The 18,606-nt window shown below is 69.0% G+C and carries 18 protein-coding genes; 6 read left to right on the plus strand and 12 right to left on the minus strand.

What is annotated here, in order from left to right; all coding sequences use genetic code 11:
• Positions 1-199: 199 nt before the first annotated feature.
• From ABT001_RS26695 to ABT001_RS26720, 6 genes are all read right to left on the minus strand, one after another.
• On the minus strand, positions 200-343 hold the full coding sequence (locus ABT001_RS26695) for a hypothetical protein (RefSeq protein WP_351282292.1): 144 nt from the start codon (positions 341-343) through the stop codon (positions 200-202).
• 416 nt (positions 344-759) lie between these two features.
• Positions 760-1,845 (minus strand): hypothetical protein, encoded by a 1,086-nt coding sequence (locus ABT001_RS26700; RefSeq protein WP_351282295.1) that lies wholly within the window; start codon positions 1,843-1,845, stop codon positions 760-762.
• Complete coding sequence (locus tag ABT001_RS26705) at positions 1,842-2,642, minus strand: helix-turn-helix transcriptional regulator (protein WP_351282297.1); 801 nt, start codon at positions 2,640-2,642, stop codon at positions 1,842-1,844. Before ABT001_RS26705 ends, ABT001_RS26700 begins: the two co-directional genes overlap by 4 nt.
• Positions 2,643-2,728: 86 nt before the next feature.
• Positions 2,729-2,944 carry a hypothetical protein gene (locus ABT001_RS26710; RefSeq protein ID WP_351282300.1) on the minus strand — a complete coding sequence of 72 codons (216 nt, stop codon included), beginning with the start codon at positions 2,942-2,944 and terminating at the stop codon, positions 2,729-2,731.
• A gap of 195 nt (positions 2,945-3,139) precedes the next feature.
• Positions 3,140-3,910 carry a transposase gene (locus tag ABT001_RS26715; RefSeq protein ID WP_351282302.1) on the minus strand — a complete coding sequence of 257 codons (771 nt, stop codon included), beginning with the start codon at positions 3,908-3,910 and terminating at the stop codon, positions 3,140-3,142.
• A gap of 296 nt (positions 3,911-4,206) precedes the next feature.
• Positions 4,207-5,076, minus strand: a complete 870-nt coding sequence (locus ABT001_RS26720) for a ketopantoate reductase family protein (RefSeq protein ID WP_351282305.1) — start codon at positions 5,074-5,076, stop codon at positions 4,207-4,209.
• A 71-nt stretch (positions 5,077-5,147) separates the two neighbouring features.
• Between ABT001_RS26720 and ABT001_RS26725 the strand changes: the two genes are divergently transcribed.
• The 3 genes from ABT001_RS26725 to ABT001_RS26735 all read left to right on the plus strand — a co-directional run bounded on the left by ABT001_RS26725 (position 5,148) and on the right by ABT001_RS26735 (position 7,821).
• A complete protein-coding gene (locus ABT001_RS26725) occupies positions 5,148-5,777 on the plus strand; it encodes a TetR/AcrR family transcriptional regulator (protein ID WP_351282307.1) in 630 nt (209 codons plus the stop codon).
• Entirely contained in the window at positions 5,755-6,039 is a 285-nt protein-coding gene (locus ABT001_RS26730; RefSeq protein WP_351282310.1) for an MmyB family transcriptional regulator, read from the plus strand. The genes ABT001_RS26725 and ABT001_RS26730 overlap by 23 nt, the downstream gene beginning before the upstream one ends.
• Positions 6,040-6,819: 780 nt before the next feature.
• Positions 6,820-7,821 carry a TIGR03842 family LLM class F420-dependent oxidoreductase gene (locus ABT001_RS26735; protein WP_351282312.1) on the plus strand — a complete coding sequence of 334 codons (1,002 nt, stop codon included), beginning with the start codon at positions 6,820-6,822 and terminating at the stop codon, positions 7,819-7,821.
• 14 nt (positions 7,822-7,835) lie between these two features.
• Here the strand turns inward: ABT001_RS26735 and ABT001_RS26740 are convergent, their stop codons facing one another.
• Positions 7,836-8,102 (minus strand): helix-turn-helix domain-containing protein, encoded by a 267-nt coding sequence (locus ABT001_RS26740; protein WP_351282314.1) that lies wholly within the window; start codon positions 8,100-8,102, stop codon positions 7,836-7,838.
• Between the two features lie 95 nt (positions 8,103-8,197).
• Between ABT001_RS26740 and map the strand changes: the two genes are divergently transcribed.
• Positions 8,198-8,974, plus strand: coding sequence for a type I methionyl aminopeptidase (map, locus tag ABT001_RS26745; RefSeq protein WP_351282316.1), 777 nt, complete (start codon positions 8,198-8,200; stop codon positions 8,972-8,974).
• A gap of 59 nt (positions 8,975-9,033) precedes the next feature.
• On the opposite strand, the gene ABT001_RS26750 is transcribed toward map, so the two are convergent.
• Together ABT001_RS26750 and ABT001_RS26755 are read right to left on the minus strand one after the other, a co-directional pair.
• On the minus strand, positions 9,034-10,485 hold the full coding sequence (locus tag ABT001_RS26750) for an amino acid permease (RefSeq protein WP_351282318.1): 1,452 nt from the start codon (positions 10,483-10,485) through the stop codon (positions 9,034-9,036).
• 193 nt (positions 10,486-10,678) lie between these two features.
• Positions 10,679-11,581, minus strand: a complete 903-nt coding sequence (locus tag ABT001_RS26755) for an NAD-dependent protein deacetylase (protein WP_351282320.1) — start codon at positions 11,579-11,581, stop codon at positions 10,679-10,681.
• A gap of 115 nt (positions 11,582-11,696) precedes the next feature.
• Here ABT001_RS26755 and ABT001_RS26760 point away from each other — a divergent pair, with 115 nt between their 5' ends.
• Positions 11,697-13,079 (plus strand): erythromycin esterase family protein, encoded by a 1,383-nt coding sequence (locus ABT001_RS26760; protein ID WP_351282322.1) that lies wholly within the window; start codon positions 11,697-11,699, stop codon positions 13,077-13,079.
• A gap of 29 nt (positions 13,080-13,108) precedes the next feature.
• Here the strand turns inward: ABT001_RS26760 and ABT001_RS26765 are convergent, their stop codons facing one another.
• The gene (locus ABT001_RS26765; protein WP_351282327.1) at positions 13,109-13,870 is read right to left on the minus strand and encodes a hypothetical protein; all 762 of its coding nucleotides are present in this window, start codon (positions 13,868-13,870) and stop codon (positions 13,109-13,111) included.
• Between the two features lie 269 nt (positions 13,871-14,139).
• Between ABT001_RS26765 and ABT001_RS26770 the strand changes: the two genes are divergently transcribed.
• Complete coding sequence (locus tag ABT001_RS26770) at positions 14,140-16,362, plus strand: NADP-dependent isocitrate dehydrogenase (protein ID WP_351282330.1); 2,223 nt, start codon at positions 14,140-14,142, stop codon at positions 16,360-16,362.
• Positions 16,363-16,458: 96 nt separating this feature from the next.
• Here the strand turns inward: ABT001_RS26770 and lplAB are convergent, their stop codons facing one another.
• Together lplAB and ABT001_RS26780 are read right to left on the minus strand one after the other, a co-directional pair.
• The gene (lplAB, locus tag ABT001_RS26775) at positions 16,459-17,523 is read right to left on the minus strand and encodes a lipoate-protein ligase LplAB (RefSeq protein ID WP_351282332.1); all 1,065 of its coding nucleotides are present in this window, start codon (positions 17,521-17,523) and stop codon (positions 16,459-16,461) included.
• A 406-nt stretch (positions 17,524-17,929) separates the two neighbouring features.
• Entirely contained in the window at positions 17,930-18,595 is a 666-nt protein-coding gene (locus ABT001_RS26780; RefSeq protein WP_351282335.1) for a TetR/AcrR family transcriptional regulator, read from the minus strand.
• Between the last annotated feature and the right edge of the window lie 11 nt (positions 18,596-18,606).

The following is an 18,606-nucleotide window of genomic DNA, read 5'->3' on the forward strand; positions in this document are numbered from 1 at the left end:
TCAAGGCGAGTTGGTCACGAGTTCTGTCCGCGATGCGCATACCACAACAACGACAACCGGAACGGGAAGCAACACCTTGATTCCCTGCAAGCCCTAAGCCGCCTCACGGCTGACTTCCGCACTCGGTCCGGAATGTGTCGTCCTGCTGACGACGCTTTTACGTGACGGCATGGGAACTCCATGTGGATGCGGAAAAGATTCAGAGATTCTCTTCGGGATGGGACTCGGGGGGCCGTCGACGGTCGGCCGCGCGGCGCCGCACGGTGCGCACCAGGGTGCCGGTCAGGGCCCCGGTCGCCAGAACCAGAAGGCCGGCGAGGTACTCGGGCCCCGTCTCTCGCAAAACGTCCATCATCATTGCAGGTCATCACGCATGCGGGCTGTCCCGATGCGTGCCCCCTCTCCGGGAGGTCTCGGACGGCGTGACGCCGCACCACGGCTACGGCCGGCTTCGGACGGGCCGTCTCGCCTCGTGTCCACGGTCGGATGAATATGAGGCTGCCCGCTTCTTGCTATTCTTATGGACACCCGCGCATCTCTTCACACAGTTCCGGGAAGCGCCACCCTCCGCCACCCTTGCGAGGAACTTCCGATCTCTGAATTCATCGCTGATGCGCGGTTTATGGGCTGCGCCACGCATGGTTGAGGATCGATTTCAGAGGCATTCCCCGGCCCGGGCGGTTCGTCCTGCGGGGCAGGTCGAAGAGGCGGAGCGGTGGAGCATCCCGGATCGGGTCGGCCTTGTCGGACAAGAGGGTGTCAGAGCGCCTGGACCGTCTGTGTGCATGCAGCCCACGGGCGGAGGCGGTCCAGGTAATAGGCCAGGCGGGTGCCGCGTGCGTCGGGGCCGCCGTCGGGGAGTGCCGCGGTGACGGCCCCCCAGCACACGGCAACCGCGTCCTTGAAGAACGCTGCGGACGTGGACTCGTGGTCGGTGCCGGTGACTTCCACCAACAGGCGTTGCGGGCCCCTCGGTCCTTGCTTCGTCGGGCTGTGCTCGGCAAGGTTCTCCGTCGTAGGCCGGTTGGGTAGGCACCGGCTCGTCTCCTGCGTCGTCGCGGAAGGAAGCTGTGGTGTGCGGAGTCCGGCAGCCGTCCGGGGGGAGGAGGCCGCTGTCAGGGAGGGCGAGGCTGCCGCGACGAAGACCCTCAGATGTTCGGCGAAGTCTGTCCCGGGCAAGGGAATTTCCAGGTCGGGGTGGCGGTCGTAGCCGATGGCGACAGCGGTGGCCACGAAGTCGATGACCGCGGTGGCGGTCTCTGTGTGCCGGCGCGAGGTGGCCTTGGTGAGGCGAACGAGGATCCGCAGGACGGTGGGGACGCTGGCGTCGGCGGTGACCATCCTGTTGGCGGGGGAGTCTCCCGCGCGTACAGCGTCTGTGCCGTCGTGGTGCGTTCCGGCATCGGCCTGGCGCTGCCACAGGGCGGCGGCGTGGCTGTCACCGTGGGCGAGGTGCTGCAGGTAGAGGCAGTAGGAGGCCGGCGCATCGTCGCCGCCGGCCGCGTACTGCCACCAGAAGCGGGCTCCGTCGTCGGCGCCGGCGAGTTGCAGGAAGCAGCCGAGGATCCAGGCGGCGCGTGGCTGCGGCAGTTGGTCGGTGAGGAAGTCGGTGAGCTGTTCGGCGGTGCAGTGTGCGACGACCGCCTCGCACAGGGCGGCAAGGCTCTGCGCGGCGCCGTCGTCGGCCAAGCCGTCGCTCCTGTAGCCGTCCCATGACGGGACGGTGTCGTCGGCGAACGCGTGGTAGGCCGTGTCGTCGTAGAGGACGACATCGGAGGGAACTCGGGGGGCATCCATCAGCAGGGACTGGGCGAGGAGGTCGTCGACGGTGCTCAGGGTGATCACTCCCGTGTGTCGGTGTGGGGGTACAGGCCGTTCAGTGCCCCTCGGGCGTGGTGGTCCAGGGTGTGGGCGATGGCCAGGGGCAGACCGACGATGCCGGGCACGGCGTCGGCGTCGATTCCGCACAGATATCGAAGAACGGTGACATCCAACTGGTCCTGCGGCAGGCGTGCGACAGCGTCGAAGAAGTCCGCGAGCCTGCCGATGCGGGCCATACGTTCGGCGAGATCGTCGATTTCGGCCTGCCCCGCCGTCTGGAACGCCGCCGCACGCAGGTCCGGGTGGTTTTCGCGCTGAAAAGCGCGGGACATGACCCTGGAACGCAACAGTAGCCAGGCGTGACGGGGCGTGTCAGGGCTGGCAGTGGCCTCTCTCCAGTTCACCCAGAGAATGTCGAAGGTCTCCGCGACCACCCACTGGGCGCGTTGGTCGGTCTGCAGGAAGGCGCGCGCGTACGTGGTGTAGGGACGGCGCATGGCCTGCGTGAAACCGAGGTGGGCGGTGGGCGGTTCCTCGGGGCCGAGTGGCTGCACTGCGTGAATGCCGTTCCTGATCCAGACAGAGTCCTTCCGGGCCTCCCTGGCGGCCGCGCTCCACAGCCGACGCACCGGCCACGGGGGCATGTTCAGGGCCTTGACCACGCTGTAGGTGATCTCCCAGCCGGGATAGTAGCCCTTGCCTCGCAGGAGTTCGGACAGCCGGGTCTTGGAGTAACCGGATCGGCTGACGAGGTCATCGAGAGTCAGGCCGCTCTCGGCAAGCCGGCTGCGGACCGACTCCAGCCACGTCCGATGTGCCACACCGGCAGCGTCGCAGATCGGCTCCGGCGGGCGTCCCCGGCGGCTGGGAGGTTCCCCTCCGGACTGGTCCTGCGCCGTGGGCGGCTTCACCGTGCAGACTCCTGACTTACGGCCGACGAGGCCGTCGCCATGTCCAGCGGTGGATCCGCGCCTTCGAACGCAGAGACGATCTGCTGGGCGAGGAGCCCGGATATGGAGAACAGTGCGGCCGTGGCGGTGAGGCACCCGAGCCCGGTCATCACCGCGCTCCACACGAGGGCCGGCGCCGGTCCAGCGACCGTCATCATCTGCCTGCTTGTCATCGCACCTTCCCTGAACGGAAAATGGGTCTGGAAGGAGGCTTCTTCGCAGCGGTGCTGAAGCGCCGTGAAGAAGTCGGAACGACAGCATGGAGCGCCGACGTCCCACGACTCAACGTGATCATGGAGTTACGGAACAATGGCCTCACGTCACCCGTACGGCTTAGTGGTCAGCACGCGAAGTCCTTCGGGGGTTGATCATGCTGCGAGTGCGGTGGAGGATCTTTCCTGTCGGTCGGTGAGTGTGTGCCGGTCGAGTCTGGTCAGTAGATCGTCCAGGTCGGTGGTGGTGAACTTCCACTGGAACGGCTGTGCCGTGGCGTTATAGCGGTCTTCGAATGCTCGGAGCCGGTCCCGGACCTCGTCGAGGTTCGTGAAGTCGTTGGGTGAGACGACCTTGCGTTGCACGATGGAGAAGAAGATCTCTATCAGGTTCAGCCAGGAGGCGTGGACGGGTGTATGGACCATGACGGCGTTCGGGAACCTGCTGTCCATGCGGTTGATGGCTGACTTGCCGCGCTGCGAGGAGCCGTTGTCGACGATCCAGTACACGCGTTTCGCGCTGGCGTAGGGCTCGATGGTCATGACCTGCTCGACCAGTTTCATGAACGGCACGATGCCGGTGGTCTGTTCGCAGCGGCCGAAGACTTCGGCCCGGTGGATCTCGTAGGCGGCCAGGTAGGCCAGGGCTACTCCGCGCCCGTAGGTGTGGTTGACACGCATCGCGCGGGCCTGGCCCGGCGCCAGGGTGGGGTGACAGCGGCAGCGGGCCTGGACAGAGGTCTTCTCATCCGCGGAGATGACGTACTCGTCATCGCCGAGCGGAGCGCCCTCGAAGACACGGCCATACAAGTCCAGGATTCGCTGCGCGGTGCCCTGGTGCGGAGTCTTGCGTTCGTAGGCCATCTTCTTGAACCGGTGGCGCTCGAAAGCGGTCAGCTCCACGGGCGCGGCGGAGCACACGGGCATGGAAGGAGAGCGGCCCATCTCTCGGAGGCGGTAACGGGAGCGGCAGCGCCTGCTTCCTGCACCGCCTGCGGGAAGCCTTCGCGGCGCATCGACCAACGTTCGCCCCGTAGTGGCGCGCTATTTGAAGGATGTGGCCGCAAGAGGGGAAAGCCCCGGCCAACTCCGGAGGCCGGATGCTCCATTGCTGCTGAAACGGTCATGAGGTCAGCGGTTGCCGTCCGTGGAGCTGGCGGAGGTTCGAGGACTGTGAGACTGGCGGTGGCGTGCGTGGTGAGGTTTTCGCCGTCCTCGGTGGCTTAGCGGGATCCCGCCGGGGCACGGAGCTGTTCGGCCAGCCGCTCGAGTTCGGCCGTCGTGGCAGACGAGGGTGCGTTGAGTCCGCTGTGCGCAGCCGTCGGGCTCTTCAGGAAGCGCCGGAGCACGGCCGCGAGGAGTCCTTGCGGCAGCATCTGCAACGCGGTGAACGCGCGGGGCACCGGCGGCGTCTTCATCGCGGCGAGATTTTCTCGCATGCGGTGGAGCATGCCGCGGACCGCGTCCGGGTCGTCGGCCAGCATTGCCGGACCACCCGCCGCGTGTACCGCCTGCCCGAGCGGGACTTCGAAGGCGGCGTGCGTCTTGAGCCAGGCATCCATGTGCGGCTCGGCCTTGGCGGTAATCCCGGCGGTGCGGAACGTCTCCACGATCCGTTCGATTCTCGGGGTGGTGCGGCCGTCGGGTTCGCCGATCGGCATCGCCACCCGGCGGGTCATGAAGTTGGTCTTGCGGTAGCGGACCACGTCGCCGTCCATGGTGCCGGCGGCCGCGGGGAAGCCGAGCAGCACCCGCTCGTGGCCGATCACCGCGCCCAGCGGCTCCGGGCCGGCGGCCCAGTTGTGAAGGAACAGCACGTCACCTTGGACGCCGACGAGTGATTCCAGCACCGCATCCACCTGGTGGGTGCGCACGAGGACGGTGATCAGGTCGTAGCCGCCGTCCGGGTGCTCTATCACCCGTACCGGCACCCGCCTGACCGGGCCGCCCTCCTCGGCGAGCTGCACTCCCCGCCGGCGCAGGGCGGTCAGCCGTTCGCCCCGAGCGAGGAGCGAGACGTCGTGGCCGACCTCATGCATGCGGGCGGCGAACAGGCTGCCGAGAACCCCGGCGCCATACACAAGTAGCTTCATAGCGAATCCTCACTCATGCGTTCGTTTGAATCATACGTTCGTTTCATTGAAACATATGTATCGTCCTCTATGTGGCAACCCCAGACACCCGCACCCAGATCCTCGACGCGGCCGAGCACCTCTTCGCCGAGCACGGATACCGCGGCACCTCCATCCGCGCGATCACCAAACTCGCCGGAGCGAACCTGGCCGCCGTCGGCTATCACTTCGGCTCGAAGGCGGAGCTGATGGCGGCAGTCGTCCGCCGCGTGACCGAGCCCGTCACCGCCGCCCAGAGCGCCGGGCTCGACAAACTCCTCGCCCGGACCCCCGACCCACCGGTCAGCGAACTGGTGGAGGCATTCGCGGGGCCGCTGTTCGACGAGATGCCGACCGGCGACGAGGGCGGCGCCCGGACGTCCCGGCTGATCGTGACGATCCTCAGCGACCCGGCCGAGGAGGCACGCAGCTGGACCGGCCCAGCCGAGGACTCGGTCCGTGAGCGCTACTTCGCAACCTTCGCGCGCGTACTGCCCGGCCTTTCCCCGGATGAGCTGTCGTTCCGGATGCGGGGGATCTTTGCCGTGACGGCCGTCGACCGCCTCCAGGTCCACCAGCAGCCCTCCCCTGGCTGCGCGTCCCCGGTAGCGGGCGAGGCGGCCCGGCGATGGGCTATCACGTTCCTGACGGCAGCGATGAGTGCACCACCGGTCCGCCCCTGACGACCCAAGACAGACGCCGGCGGCGCGAGTCACGCGGGTCAGCACGCTGCTCGAGTGTTTGCACGCGGCGAGCCGCGAGGTCAGGGAGTCACAGCACAGGGTCGTACCGCTGAGCTCCGGAACCAAGCGGCTGCGTCATCCTGCCCTCAGGGAGATCGAGTTGGAGCACGGCGTGCTCCAACTCGCCGACGATCCCGAGCAGAAACTGATCACCTTCAACGTCACCGACCAGGACCAGGCCTGGATCTCCCAGCTGTTGTAGACGAGCCTCACCCTGCCAGCCTGCGAAGACCACACGGCCAGATCTCCGGTCAACCCCCGAAGGACTTCGAGCGTCGACCACTTAGTCAGTCCATACTCGATGACGGCCCTCGATATAGGCAAAACATGACTGAATGAATGTCTTTGGTGGCAAGGTCGCACTTCTCGTTGTGGCACGCGTCGGAGAGTGCACCATGGGTAGCGGACGCCTCTTCAGGCGTGCACCTTCCGGTCTGGAAGGCCGCGCGGGACCCTTGTGCTGAGAGAACGACCAGAGGGGACCGCCCCGCTTCCGTCCAGCCGACCACGTGCTGGGCGGAAGCGGGCTCGGAGGAAACTCGGGTCTCGACGTCGGCCGCGCTCCCGCGCGGCCGGCTGGGTGATCTCCTGGCGCGGGTCCACCACCCGTCGGACGCGGCGAACCGGCTGCCCCGGGAGCCGGGCGACGCCCATGCCGTCACCACCGACCCGCGGCACCCCTGCACCCGGGCCCTCTTGCTCTCCGCCCCCGTGGCCGACGTCGCGGAGCAACGACGGAGCAGGGACTCGGCCGCCGCGCTCCGCCGTTCGGCGGTGCCCTCGGGCGCGGAAGTGACCTGAGTACGCGTCAGGAGGCCCGGGGACCCGCCGTCCAGGCTCCGTGCCCGGGGACGCACCGCGCGTAGACTGCCCCTTCCCAAAGCCGGGGAAGCGGTCCAGGATTGTCCCTCCGCGACGCAGGCCGCGACGAGCTGTGCCCCGCGTGCGCCAGGTGTCAGTACGTCGAGTAGGAGCATCTGTCATGGATTTCGGACTCGTCCTGCAGACCGACCCGCCCGCCTCGGCCGTCGTCGGACTCATGCGCCGCGCGGAGCGGAACGGCTTCCGCTACGGCTGGACCTTCGACTCCGCGGTGCTGTGGCAGGAGCCCTTCGTCATCCACAGCCGGATCCTGGAGCACACCGAACGACTGATCGTGGGCCCGATGGTGACGAATCCGGGGACCCGCACCTGGGAGGTCACCGCCTCCACGTTCGCCACGCTCAACGAGATGTACGGCAACCGCACCGTCTGCGGCATCGGGCGCGGTGACTCCGCGATGAGAGTGGCCGGCCGCAAGCCCGACACGCTGGCCCGGCTGGGCGAGGCCATCGAGGTGATCCGGGACCTCGCCGAAGGGCGCGAGGCCACCGTCGGCGGCCGGCCGGTCCGGATCCCCTGGGTGAAGGAGGGCCGGCTGCCCCTCTGGATGGGCGCGTACGGGCCCAAGGCCCTCGCGCTGGCCGGGGAGAAGGCCGACGGCTTCATCCTCCAGCTGGCAGACCCCTACCTTGCCGAGTGGATGATCAAGGCGGTGCGCGACGCGGCCGCCGCCGCGGGCCGCGACCCGGACTCCGTCACGATCTGCGTCGCCGCGCCCGCGTACGTGAGCGAGGACCTGGATCACGCGCGTGAGCAGTGCCGCTGGTTCGGCGGGATGGTCGGCAACCACGTGGCCGATCTCGTCTCCCGGTACGGGGAGCACTCCGGAATGGTGCCCGACGCCCTCACGGAGTACATCGCCGGACGCTCCGGCTACGACTACAGCCACCACGGCCGCACCGGGAACCCGGACACCGCCTTCGTCCCGGACGAGATCGTGGACCGCTTCTGTCTGCTGGGTCCCGCCGACGCCCACATCGAGAAGCTCCGGGTCCTGCGGGACCTGGGCGTCGACCAGTTCGCCCTCTACGACATGCACGACGCGCGTGAGGCGACCATCGACGCCTACGGCTCCACGGTCATCCCCGCGCTGTCCCGCTGAGCCCCTCGGTCGCCCTAGGAGACCTTGCTCAGGGCAGGATCGGTGCGCCAGACGAACGCCAATTCGGACAGCGGTACGCCGAGGACCTCGCTGAGCCGGACGACGGTGCCGAACGCGGGCGTGGGCAGCCGGCCGGTCTCGATCTTGCGGAGGGTCTCCGGCGAGATCTCCGCCGCCACGGCCACGTCGACGAGGCCGCGTCCGGCCCGGGCGGTGCGCAACGCGGCCCCGAGACGACGGCCCGCCTCGATCTGTTCGGGGGCGAGCGGATGACGAACCATGCGCACATGCTAGAGCGGCGGGCGTTCCGGCAGCAACCACTCCGGCCCCTGGTATAAATATACCTACCAGTGCCCCGGAGACATCGAGGATCGCAGTGATTGAGCACAAGACCCCCCAGGACATCGAGCGCATGCACGTCACCGGGCAGTTCCTCGGGCAGGTGCTGGCGGAGCTCGGGGACCTCGCCGCGGTGGGGGTCAACCTGATGGACCTGGAGCACCACGCGCGCCGACGGATCAAGGAGCGCGGCGCGGAGTCCTGCTACTGGGACTACGAGCCCTCGTTCGGGAAGGGGCCGTTCCGCAACGTGGTGTGCCTCTCGGTCAACGATGCCGTGCTGCACGGCCTGCCGCACAGCTACACGCTGCGCGACGGGGATCTGCTGACCATGGACATGGCGGTGGTCCTCGACGGCTGGGCCGCGGACTCGGCCCACTCCGTGATCGTCGGTACCCCGGCCCCGGAGGACCTGCGGCTGATCGAGGCCACCGAGGTCGCCCTGGAGGCCGCCATCGAGGCCGCTCAGCCGGGCAACAGGCTCGGGGACATCTCGGCGGCCATCGGCGGGGTCGCCGCCCAGTACGGCTACCCGGTCAATCTGGAGTTCGGCGGTCACGGGATCGGCCGCACGATGCACGAGGACCTGCACATCCCCAACGACGGCCGTCCCGGCCGCGGCTGGAAGCTGCGTCCCGGCCTGACCCTCGCGATCGAGCCCTGGTTCGCCGCCGGCACCGACAAGATCGTCTACGACCCCGACGGCTGGACGATCCGCTCGGCCGACGGCTCACGCACCGCTCACTCCGAACACACGGTCGCCATCACCGAGACCGGCCCGCTCGTACTCACCCGCCGCCCGCAGAGCACCTGAGGGCCGGGAGGGACGGGCCGTAGCTCCCGTCCCTCGCGCCGGGCGGCCGTGCCGCCGCCCTACTTCGCCCGCGCCATCTCCTGCACCCGGCCGCGGACGACGAACCAGCCGCCGACCAGGGCCGCGGCGATCAGCGGCAGGCACATCACGGTCGTCCGGCCGACGCCGCCGCCCCACCACATCAGGAACGCCACCCCGACGAGGAACAGCAGGGTGACGATCTGGGTGTAGGGAGCCCAGGGCAGGCGGTAGGCGGGCCTGGTGACCCGGCCGTCCTGCGAGCGGTGCCAGAACACCAGGGAGCAGAGCATGATCATGCCCCAGGTCCCGAGGATCCCGATCGACGCGAAGTTCAGCACGATCTCGAACGCCTGGCCGGGAACCACGTAGTTCAGTCCCACCCCCAGCACCCCGAAGCCCGCGGTCAGCAGGATGCCGCCGTAGGGGACCTGCCCCTTGTTCATCAGGCCGGTGAAGCGGGGTGCGGAACCCGACAGGGCCATGGAGCGCAGGATGCGGCCGGTGGAGTACAGGCCCGAGTTCAGGCTCGACAGGGCGGCGGTCAGCACGACCAGATTCATCACGCCGGCCGCACCCGGTACACCGAGCTTGTCCATGACGGTGACGAACGGGCTCTGATTCCCGGAGTACGCGGTGTAGGGCAGCAGCAGCGCGAGCAGCACGACCGAGCCGACGTAGAACAGTCCGACGCGCCACATGATGGAGTTGATGGCGCGGGGCATGATCTTCTCGGGGTTCTCGGTCTCGCCGGCGGCGACGCCGCACAGCTCCACGGACGCGTAGGCGAAGACGACGCCCTGGATCACGAGCAGCATCGGAAGTGTGCCGAGGGGGAAGACGCCGGAATCCGAGACGGTGGACAGGCCTGGGGTGTGGCCGTCCACCGGATGTTGGGTGACCACGAGGAAGACACCGATCAGCATGAAGGCGACCAGGGCCGCCACCTTGATGATCGCGAACCAGAACTCCATCTCGCCGAAGTACTTCACCGAGATCAGATTGGCCGTGAGCACCACGGCGAGGGCGATCAGGGCGAGGATCCACTGCGGGATGTCGCTGAACATGCCCCAGAAGTGGGCGTACGTCGCCGCCGCGGTGATGTCCGCGATCGCCGTGGTCGACCAGTTGAGGAAGTACAGCCAGCCGGCCGCGAAGGCGCCCTTCTCGCCCATGAACTCACGGGCGTAGGAGACGAAGGCGCCGGACGAGGGGCGGTAGAGGATCAGCTCGCCCAGCGCGCGGACGACGAAGAACGCGAAGACACCGCAGACGGCGTAGGCGATGGCGAGGGAGGGGCCGGCGTCGGCGAGACGTCCGCCCGCACCGAGGAAGAGCCCGGTGCCGATCGCGCCGCCGATGGCGATCATGTTGATGTGGCGGGACTTGAGGTCCTTGCTGTAACCGGCGTCGCCGGCGTCCACGTGGGGGGAGCTCGCCGCCGGTGCGCCGGAGGCGGGCTGATCAGCTGCCGTGATGCTGCCGTCACTCATGGAGGGGGTTCGCCTTTGAGAGGGGGGAGACGGCCGGTTCCGGCCAGGGCTCCGTGGGGGAGCGACCCGGCGTCGGCCTTACGTTCATGATCAGGAACCCTGTGATTCTGGCAGCGCGCTCTGCCCGGCGGAAACAAATCTGAGGTATTCCAGAGGTTTCGGCACGGTAAAGGAGGTGAGCGCATGGGCCCCCTCAGGTGCGCTCAGCCGCCCCGTCGACGGGGACACTCAGCCGGTCGGCCACCGCGGTGAGGGCCGGGCCCAGCGGCAGTGCGACGCGGGTGGTGGCGTACCGGTCGCCCCGTGTCGGGTCCCGGTTGACGATCAGTACCGGCTTTCCCGCCTCGGCCGCCTGGCGGACGAACCTGAGCCCGGACATCACCGTCAGTGAAGAGCCCAGGACCAGCAGCGAGGACGCCTCGCGGACCAGTTCGCGGCAGAGTTCGACCCGCCGCGGGGGCACGGCCTCGCCGAAGAAGACCACGTCCGGCTTGAGGACGCCGCCGCAGACCACGCAGGGCACCACGTGGAAGTCCCCGACCTGTTCGTCGGTGAGGTCGGCGTCACCGTCCGGGTTCATCGCGGCGGCCACGGGCCTGAAGCCCGCATTGGCCTCCTCCAGCCGCCGGGCCAGTTCGCGGCGCGGGCTGAGCGCGCCGCAGGACAGGCAGACCACCCGGTCCAGGCTTCCGTGGAGCTCCACGACGCCCTCGCTGCCGGCGGCCTGGTGCAGACCGTCGACGTTCTGGGTGATCACACCCGAGAGCAGACCGTGCCGTCCGAACGCGGTCACGGCCCGGTGTCCCGCATTGGGGCGGGCGCGGCCGAAGGTGCGCCAGCCGAGGTGGCTGCGCGCCCAGTACCGGCGCCGGGCCTGGGCGCCGCCGGTGAAGTCCTGGTAGGTCATCGGGGTGTGCCGGCTCAGGCTCCCGCCCTCGCCCCGGTAGTCGGGGATGCCCGACTCCGTGGAGATGCCCGCCCCGCTGAGCACCAGCACACCGCCGGAGCCCAGGGCCTCGGTGACCGGCTCCGGATCCGTGGTGCCCGGCGGCAGGTCCGCGGCGGGGGTCCAGCTCAGGGTGGGGCGCATGCGCATGCCCTCCAGCGTACGGAACGGGCTGCCCGGTGCGGCGGCCCTGGGGATATCCCCCGCAGGAGTCCTGCGGGCAGCAGGCTGTGCGGGCACCGCGGCCCGCGGGGAGGCTTGATCCATGGCACTCTCGCACCGATCACCTCACCTGCTCCGGTTACCTCTGCTCCTGCTCCTGCTGGTGCTGACGCTCGCGTTCACCACGTCGACCGTCGCCACCGGACGGGCGCACGCGACCGCGGCGACCACCGCCGATCCGGTACGCGACCTGGCCCGCGCCGCGCACCCGCTGCGCTTCACGGAGCCCGGCGCCCCCGACGGCGACCTGCGCGCACTCGGCCGCATGACCGGTGCGGCGAAGATCGTCGGGCTGGGTGAGGCCACCCACGGCTCCCGGCAGTTCTTCACGATGAAGCAACGCGTCTTCCGGTACCTCGTCGAGGAGAAGGGCTTCACCACCTTCGCCCTGGAGGCGCCCTGGTCCACCGGCCTGGTCCTCAACGACTACGTACTGCACGGCAACGGCGACCCGGAGCAGATCATGCGGAAGGAGTTCCAGAGCTCGTACCGGATATGGAACACCCGCGAGTACCTCGATCTGCTGAAGTGGATGCGCGCGCACAACGTCCGCCATCCCGGCCGCCCCGTGCAGTTCATGGGTAACGACAACGGCTACGCGGGGCCCGAGCTCTTCGACGCGGTCACGGACTACGTGTCCGCGCACCACCCGGAGCTGCTGCCGGAGTTCCGCCGCCTCTACGACGGGTTCCGGCCGACGAAGAGCGTCGAGGAGACCGTCTACGAGAACATGACCCGACCCCTCGCCGAGCGTGAACGGACGGCCGCACTCGTGGGGCACGCCTACGAGCTGCTCCGTGAGCAGGGCCCGGACGGGGACCGGGAGGCGTACGCGTGGGCCCTCCAGCACGCCAGGGCCATCTCCCAGACCGGCACCCTGTACGCGTACTACGACTTCTCCGACCCGGCGAAGATCGCTCAGGCCATGCTCCTCCGCGACCGGACCATGGCGGAGAACACCGCGTGGTGGCAGCGTCACACCGGTCACCGGATGCTGCTGTCGGCCCACAACGGCCATGTCTCCTACGAGTCCGACAATCCCGAGCAGTATCCGAGGACCCAGGGGGAGTTCCTGCGTGAGGTGGTCGGCGCCGACTACATGAACATCGGCTACACCTTCGGGCAGGGCTCGTTCAACGCGATGGACCTGACGGACCCGGAGGAGCCCTACCGCCGTTTCTCGGTGGGACCGCTGGGCGCGGGCAGCAACGAGGAGGTGCTGGAGCGGGTCATGCGCCGTGACTACTACGTCGATCTGCGTGCCGTACCCGGTCCGACCCGGGGCTGGCTGTCGGAGAAGCGGCTGACCCGGTCCATCGGGAACGCCTGGCCGGAGGACGCCTACCAGACCTCGCTCGGGCGCCAGTTCGATGTGCTGGTGCATCTCCACCGTGTCACCGCCGCGGACCTCCTGCCGACCGGCTGACGGCGCCCGGGCCGCGCCGGGCCCGGCTGTCAGGACTGAGCCGGAGCCCGGCCGAGCAGGGCGCTGACGTCCACCGTCTCGTCGGCGGGCGGCGTGGCCGTGGGCACCGGCTCGTCGAAGCCGGAGAAGTCCACGGCCGCGTCCGCCCCGTCGCCCCGTACGGTGATCCGCACCGGGTGGTGCGCGCCCTCGGTGTCCACGTAGGCCGTCAGCCGTTGTCCGTGGAGCGTCCTGGTGACGGGGACGGTCCTCACGCCGTCGACCGTCGTCACCTCACCCTTGGTGAACGACCCCGCGGCCGTGCCGGCGTTGTCGGTGACCAGTTCGCGGAAGGTGTCCAGATCGCACGCCTCCACGACGGGCCGCAGCCTGGCGTCCTCGGCCGACCCCTTCATGTACCGTCCGGCGAGGACGGCGTCGAAGGCCGAGCCGCCGACCGGTACCTGGTTCTCCCAGAAGTCCGCGTCCGGCTTCAGCCAGACCGAGTCGCCCCGCTTGACGATGTCGACCGTGCCCTTGCCCTCGCCCAGGTCGACGTCGCCCGCGCAGTTGCCGTCCCGGTCCAGGCTGAGGTCGGCCGTCATGGGGGAGCGGCCCTCCCCGAAATCGCCCCGTGCCTCCATGCGCAGGGACCGGACGTCCAGCAGGGCGTCACGGGATCGGTCGGCGATCTGCTCCGCGGGCAGCGACTCGATGTCGTCGTCCGCCTGCGCCACGGTGCCGCCGCTGACGGCGAGCACGACCACTGCGGTGCACGCCGCGGCCCGTGCGGCGATGTGCTGTCCTGTCACCGCGCCTCCTCGGAAACATCCCTGGTCAGGGCCCTTGCGAGCGAGGTTCACCCTATGGCCGAGGCTACGCCCGCGCACGGTCGCCCGCGCGGCGGGCCGGGCGTGGCGGATGGGCCGGAACCCGTTGCGCGCGGAAGCCGCTCCCGTCGCGCCGCGCCGGACAGGAGTGGCCGGTTCCGCCGGAAAGGGCGCGGGCCACTGTGGAGAGGGGACGGCCGAGGAGATATCTTGATGTCAAGCAATGTTGCAGACGTGGAGCGGAGCACCCGGTGACTGACTCGACCATCATCTATACGCACACCGACGAGGCCCCTGCCCTGGCGACGTACTCGTTCCTGCCGGTCATCGAGGCCTACGCCTCGACCGCGGGTGTCACGGTGGAGCGCCGCGACATCTCCCTGGCGGGGCGGATCATCGCCGGCTTCCCGGAGCGTCTCAAGGCCGATCAGCGTATCGATGACGCGCTTGCCGAGCTCGGCGAGCTGGCCAGGACTCCCGGCGCGAACATCATCAAGCTGCCCAACATCTCGGCCTCGATCCCGCAGCTGAAGGCCGCGATCGCGGAGCTGCAGGAGCAGGGCTACGCCCTCCCGGACTACCCGGACGACCCGCAGACCGACGAGGACAAGGACGTCCGCGCCCGGTACGACAAGGTCAAGGGCAGCGCGGTGAACCCCGTCCTGCGTGAGGGCAACTCCGACCGCCGTGCCCCCGCGTCGGTCAAGAACTACGCGAAGGCGCACCCGCACCGCATGGGTGCCTGGACCGCCGACTCGAAGACCAACGTCGCCACCATGGGTGTCGACGACTTCCGCTCGACGGAGAAGTCCGTCGTCATCTCCGAGGCCGGCTCGCTGCGCATCGAGCTCGCGGGCGACGACGGCACGACCACCGTGCTGCGTGAGTCCGTCCCGGTCCTCGCCGGTGAGGTCGTGGACGCGGCCGTCATGCGCGTCGCCGCGCTGCGTGAGTTCTTCACCGCCCAGGTCGCGCGTGCCAAGGCCGAGAACGTGCTGTTCTCCGTGCACCTCAAGGCCACGATGATGAAGGTCTCCGACCCGATCATCTTCGGCCACGTGGTCCGCGCCTTCTTCCCCAACACCTTCGCCAAGTACGGCGACGTGCTCGCGGCGGCCGGCCTGACCCCGAACGACGGTCTCGGCGGCATCCTCAAGGGCCTCGACTCCGTGCCGCACATCGGCGCAGAGATCAAGGCGTCCTTCGAGGCCGAGCTCGCCGAGGGCCCCGCCCTGGCGATGGTCGACTCCGACAAGGGCATCACCAACCTGCACGTGCCGAGCGATGTCATCGTCGACGCGTCCATGCCGGCCATGATCCGTACGTCCGGCCACATGTGGGGCCCGGACGGCAACGAGGCCGACACCCTCGCGGTCCTGCCGGACAGCAGCTACGCCGGCGTCTACCAGGTCGTCCTCGACGACTGCCGCGCCAACGGCGCCTTCGACCCGTCGACCATGGGCTCCGTACCCAACGTCGGCCTGATGGCGCAGAAGGCCGAGGAGTACGGCAGCCACGACAAGACCTTCGAGATCCCCGCCACCGGCACGGTGCGTGTCGTCGACGGCAAGGGCGACGTCGTCCTGGAGCAGGCCGTCGGCGCCGGTGACATCTTCCGGATGTGCCAGACCAAGGACCTCCCGATCCAGGACTGGGTCAAGCTCGCCGTCACCCGCGCCCGCGCGACCGGCAACCCGGCCGTGTTCTGGCTCGACGAGGGCCGCGCGCACGACGCCAACCTCATCGCCAAGGTCAACACCTACCTGGCCGACCACGACACCGACGGCCTGGACATCTCCATCCGTACGCCGGAGGAGGCCACCGCGTTCTCCCTGGAGCGCATCCGCCGCGGCGAGGACACCATCTCGGTCACCGGCAACGTCCTGCGTGACTACCTCACCGACCTGTTCCCCATCCTCGAGCTGGGCACCAGCGCGAAGATGCTCTCCGTCGTCCCGCTCATGAACGGCGGCGGACTGTTCGAGACCGGCGCCGGCGGCTCCGCGCCCAAGCACGTCCAGCAGCTGGTCAAGGAGGACTACCTGCGCTGGGACAGCCTGGGTGAGTTCCTCGCGCTCGCCGTCAGCTTCGAGCACCTCGCCACCACCACGGACAACGCGCGCGCCAAGGTGCTCGCCGAGACCCTGGACCGGGCCACGGGCACCTTCCTCAACGAGGACAAGTCCCCGAGCCGCAGGCTCGGCGGCATCGACAACCGTGGCAGCCACTTCTACCTGGCGCTCTACTGGGCCCAGGAGCTGGCGAAGCAGAGCGACGACGCCGCGCTCGCGGAGGCGTTCGGGCCGCTCGCCAAGACGCTGGCCGAGCAGGAGGAGACCATCGTCGCCGAGCTCGTCGCCGTCCAGGGCAAGCCGGCCGACATCGGCGGCTACTACCAGCCCGACCCGGCGAAGGCGGAGGCCGTCATGCGTCCGTCGGCCACCTTCAACAAGGCCATCGCGACCCTGGGCTGATCCCGGCCGCGTACCCGCACGGAACGGCCGCCCCGGCAGGCACACGCCTGCCGGGGCGGCCGTTCCCGCGTCAGTGGGCCGGGAGCGCCGGGTCCCTTACGGCACTCGCGCCGTCCACTCCGCGCTGCTGAACTTCGTCGCGGCCAGTTCCTCCGCACGCGCCAGCTCCTCGCCGGTGACGCTGCCGGGTGCCAGGCCGTAGCGGTCGTGGAAGGACTGCACCATGCGGTCGATGACAGCCTCCCTGGGCAGGCCCGTCTGACGGCGCAACGGATCGACGCGCTTCTTGGCGGACTTGGTGCCCTTGTCCGACATCTTCTCCTTGCCGATGCGGAGGACCTCCAGCATCTTTCCAGCGTCGATGTCGTAGGACATGGTGACGTGGTGGAGGATCGCGCCCGGTCCTCCGTCCGGGCCGACCATGCGCTTCTGGGCTGCGCCCGCGATCTTCCCGACATCCGTGGCGATGTCGTTGAGAGGCTGGTACCACGCCTTGATTCCCATGTCTCCGAGCGCCTCCAGGACCCATTCGTCGAGATAGGCGTAGGAGTCGGCGAAGGAGAGTCCCGATACCAGGGACGAGGGGACCGACAGGGAGTACGTAATGGTGTTCCCCGCCTCCACGAACATGGCTCCGCCGCCCGAGATACGGCGTACGACGGTGACGCCGTGGCGTGCGGCGCCCTCGGCATCGACCTCGTTGCGGAGGGACTGGAAGCTGCCGATGATGACGGCGGGGGCGCCCCACTCCCAGACGCGGAGCGTCGGGGGCCGACGCCCGGCGGCGACCTCGGTGGTGAGCACCTCGTCGAGGGCCATGTGCAGAGCCGGGGCCTGTGGGCCCGCGTGGATGAACTGCCAGTCGTAGTCGGTCCAGTCGGTGGCCTGCGCGAGCGCCCGGCGCACCGCCACCGCGACCCCCTCGGCGGTGATCCCGTACATCACCGTGCCCTCGGGCAGTGCCGCTTCGATGCGGGCGGCCAGTCCGGTGGCGTCGGTGTCGGCGGGGGCACCTTCCAGGGCTGCGTCGATCGCCGCGATCGCCTCGTCGGGTTCCAGGAAGAAATCGCCCGCGACCCGGACACCGCGCAGTACGCCCCCTTGGTTCTCCAGGTCGACCACCACGAGTTTGCCGCCAGGAACCTTGTATTCGCCGTGCATCGTCTGGCCTCCGCTGAGTGTGAATCCCTTCCACGTTAGCGCGCGGCGACCGGGTTCTCTTCCCTGTGCGGGACGGGCCGCCAGTCGGTCGTGGCCATTCGCCCTCACCGAGTGGGGCACCGGAAACCACCGAAGCTGGACACACTGCTCACCGAGGCGGAGAACGCGGTGCTTGTGCCTCTCTGACCTCGCCGGAACGCGAGCAGCCGGCCCAGCTCCTCACCGTCCTGGTGGACCATCACGGCCAAAACATGTGAACGAGTGACGCCGCAGTCCCTCGTGGCTGAAGGGCTGAAGGGCTGGAGCGGCCAGGGGTGGCCATTCTTCGGCCGCCCGGCGGATGCGAGCGAGATCGGGCAGCTCGACGCCGACGGATGCGTATTCGGCTGTTCCACCACAACTGAGGTCAGCCGCGAGGCAGGACGCCCATGAGGGTCGCGGTCAGGGCCAGCTTCAAGGAGATTGCCAGCTCCAGGTGGAAGCGGGCCAGGACCGGCTCGGCCTCGTAGGCGGCCCGCAGGCTGGGTGGGGGTGTGCTGTACGCCGACAGCGCGCCGGCCATGACCATGGTTTGCAGGGCGAACAGGGTCGCGTTCTCGCCCAGCTCCGGCAGGTACCTCTCGATCAGGGCGGTCATGGTGGTAAGGCGGTCCAGCGAGGCGTGCTTGTAGCGTGCCACGACCTCGACGGAGACGTTGTGTTCCAGGACGCTGCCCTGTGCGCCGAAGAGGTCGCACAGCACCGGTCGGCCGGAGAGTGAGCGGCTGAGGATCTCGGCCACCGCTGCCGCCCGCTCGGACATGGGTAGATCTTCGTGGACGCCGGCAGCCAGCTCGTCCGCCAGTTCCGTCAGCCACTCCTGCAGGAAGTGGTCCAGCAGTTCCAGCAGCACCGCCTCGCGCGACTCGAAGTAGCGCAGCACGTTCGGCTTCGCCAGGCCCACCCGGCGGCTGAGCTCGTTCAGGGTGACCGCGGCCACCGGCATCTCGTCGAGCATCGCCGACGCCGCGTCGAGGATCGCCCGTCGCCGGACCTCCCTCTGTTCTTCGGTTCGCGCCCGCTGAAAAGTCACGATCACCAGCC

The sequence above is a fragment of the Streptomyces sp. NPDC002793 genome (genome assembly GCF_040295485.1).
Classification (GTDB): domain Bacteria; phylum Actinomycetota; class Actinomycetes; order Streptomycetales; family Streptomycetaceae; genus Streptomyces.